The following is a 2,943-nucleotide window of genomic DNA, read 5'->3' as shown; positions in this document are numbered from 1 at the left end:
TATTTTTTTTAATAAATAAAGTTTGACTTTAAGAAAAAAATGTTGTATATTTTATTAGAATTTAAATTGGAGGTTTATATATGAATAAAAAAAATATATCATCATTAACTACACCAAGTTTTTTAGTTAATTTAGATGCATTAGAAAATAATATAAAAAAATATCAAAATTTAGCTGATGAAAATCTTGTTGAATTATTCCCTATGCTAAAAACTCATAAAAGTAGCGAAATCACTAAAATGCAGATTGAAGCTGGAGCTAAAGGTGTTTTGGTTGGAACTTTAGATGAGGCTGAATCTGTTGTTAAAAAAAGTGGAGTAACTAAAGTTATGCTTGCCTACCCTGTTATTGGAGATAGTAACTTAGATAGAATAATTGCTCTTAGTGCACAATGTGACTTATTTGTTGCTTTTGACAATGAAATTCCTGCAATTGAACTTTCAAAAAAATTAGGTACAAATACAATTAATTATCAAATTATAATAAATAGTGGTTTAAATAGATTCGGAGTGTCACCTGAAGAAAGTGTTAATTTATATAACTCATTACAAAAATACCCTAATCTTGTTTTCAAAGGTATTTCTACTCACACTGGTCAAGTTTATGGTTTTTCAAAAGATCATGTTAATGAAATCACAGAAAAAGAGATTAATATAATGACTTTAGCTAAAAATCTTTTAATTGAAAATGGTGCTACTGTTGAATTTGTAGCTACTGGAACTACTCCAACTTTTGAAAATGCAATAAAATCTAAAGAAATAACAGTTTCTAGACCTGGAAACTATGTATTCTTTGATGCTATTCAAGTAGCTTTAGGTGCTGCAGAAGAAAAAGATTGCGCTTTAACTGTTTTAGCAACTGTAGTTTCTCATCCATCTGAAGATTTATTTATTCTTGATTGCGGTAGTAAGTGTTTAGGACTTGATCAAGGAGCACACGGAAACTCTTTAACAAAAGGATTTGGAATTGTTAAAAATCATCCTGAACTTACTGTTATTGGATTATCTGAAGAAGTAGCAAAAGTAAAAAAAGAGGGCCCTACAGCCCTAAAAATTGGTGATAAAATTGAAATTATCCCTAATCACTCATGTTCAGCAGCTAATATGACAAACTACTTAATAGGTCATAGAGCTGGAACTATTGAAAAAATTATTGAGGTTGATATAAGAGGAAATTCTAGAAAAATTTCTCTTGATTAATTATTTTCTCTTTTATAAATAGCCTTTACAAACCCTAAAAATAGCGGGTGTGGTTTTCCTGGTCTACTTTTAAATTCTGGATGAAACTGACCCGCTATAAAAAATGGGTGTGACTCTTTAGGTAATTCTACAATTTCTGCTAAAGTTCCATCTGGAGATTTTCCAGATATCTTTAGACCATTTTTTTGAATTATCTCTTTATAAATATTATTAAATTCATATCTATGTCTATGTCTTTCATATATAAGCTCTTCTTGATATAACTCATAAGCTAAACTATCTTTTTCTAATTTACATGGATAAAGTCCTAATCTCATTGTTCCACCTAAATTTTCAATATTTTTTTGATCTAATAAAATATCTATAACTGGAAATTTTGTATTTTTATCAAATTCTGTAGAATTCGCTGCTTCCATAGCTAAAACATTTCTAGAAAATTCAATTACTGCACTTTGCATCCCTAAACAAATACCTAAAAACGGAATTCTATTTTCTCTTGCAAATTTTATTGCATCAATTTTGCCTTGAACTCCTCTATCTCCAAATCCACCAGGAATTAATATTCCATTAAATTGTTCTAAAGTCTTTGTATCTAACTCTTCTGCTTGAATATAATGAATTTCAGCTTTTAATCCAAGTTCGTATGCTGCATGCTCTATAGACTCATTTATACTTATATACGCATCCTTTAATTCAATATATTTTCCTACAACGGCCAACTTAATCTTATCAGTTGGATGTTTAATTTTTCTTACAATTTCTTTCCAAATCTTTAAAGTTGGTTTTTTATTTTCAATTCCTAATTTTTTACATGCAACGTTAGCTAATCCATTCTCTTCCATTATAAGTGGAACTTCATAAATTGTCTTAGCATCTGGAGCTTCTATCACTGCATCCTCATCAATATCACAAAACATTGATAGTTTTCTTTTTATATCCATACTTACAGGATGCTCTGTTCTACAAACTAAAATATCTGGTCTTATCCCTAAACTCATCAGTTCTTTTACTGAATGCTGGGATGGCTTTGTTTTTAATTCTCCTGCAGCTTTTAAATATGGTAAAAGTGTCACATGGATGTATAAAACATTATTTCTTCCTACATCGTACTTAAATTGTCTTATAGCTTCTAAAAAAGGTGTAGATTCAATATCTCCAACTGTACCACCTATCTCTGTTATAACTACATCTGAATTATTTTCTTTTCCAACTAACTCTATTTTAGATTTTATCTCGTTTGTTATATGTGGAATTACTTGGACAGTCTTTCCCAAGTATTGACCTTTTCTTTCTTTATTGATTACAGATTCGTATACTTTACCAGTTGTAATATTATTATACTTTGTTAAATTTTCATCTAAAAATCTTTCATAATGACCTAAGTCCAAATCTGTTTCAGCACCATCGTTAGTTACAAATACTTCTCCATGCTCATAAGGATTCATTGTTCCTGGATCTATATTTATATATGGATCAAATTTTTGAATAGTTACACTATATCCTCTTTCTTTTAATAATCTTCCTAGCGATGCTGCTGTAATTCCTTTTCCTAAAGATGATACAACTCCTCCTGTTACAAATACATACTTAGTTTCTTTCATAAATATCCTCCATTTATTTTATAAAAATCGAAAAAAAAAAGGCGAAAAAAAAAAATTTCGCCTTAACTTAATCCAATTTTTTATAAAAAATTTATTTCCCTTGGATATTTTTTATTTTGATATTATTTTGATATTATTTTGAT

At 28.7% G+C, this 2,943-nt stretch carries 2 protein-coding genes; one reads left to right on the top strand and one right to left on the bottom strand.

Features of this window, described 5'->3' with window-relative positions; translation table 11 throughout:
• Window positions 1-80: 80 nt before the first annotated feature.
• The gene (locus HMPREF0202_RS07080) at window positions 81-1,199 is read left to right on the top strand and encodes an alanine racemase (protein ID WP_023052388.1); all 1,119 of its coding nucleotides are present in this window, start codon (window positions 81-83) and stop codon (window positions 1,197-1,199) included.
• On the opposite strand, the gene HMPREF0202_RS07075 is transcribed toward HMPREF0202_RS07080, so the two are convergent.
• Window positions 1,196-2,800 carry a CTP synthase gene (locus HMPREF0202_RS07075; RefSeq protein ID WP_023052387.1) on the bottom strand — a complete coding sequence of 535 codons (1,605 nt, stop codon included), beginning with the start codon at window positions 2,798-2,800 and terminating at the stop codon, window positions 1,196-1,198. The genes HMPREF0202_RS07080 and HMPREF0202_RS07075 overlap by 4 nt on opposite strands.
• Window positions 2,801-2,943 lie beyond the last annotated feature (143 nt).

The organism is Cetobacterium somerae ATCC BAA-474 (genome assembly GCF_000479045.1).
Taxonomy (GTDB): Bacteria; Fusobacteriota; Fusobacteriia; order Fusobacteriales; family Fusobacteriaceae; genus Cetobacterium_A; species Cetobacterium_A somerae.
The sequence above is the reverse complement of the archived record's forward strand: the minus strand, read 5'-3'. Positions and strand labels throughout refer to the sequence as shown.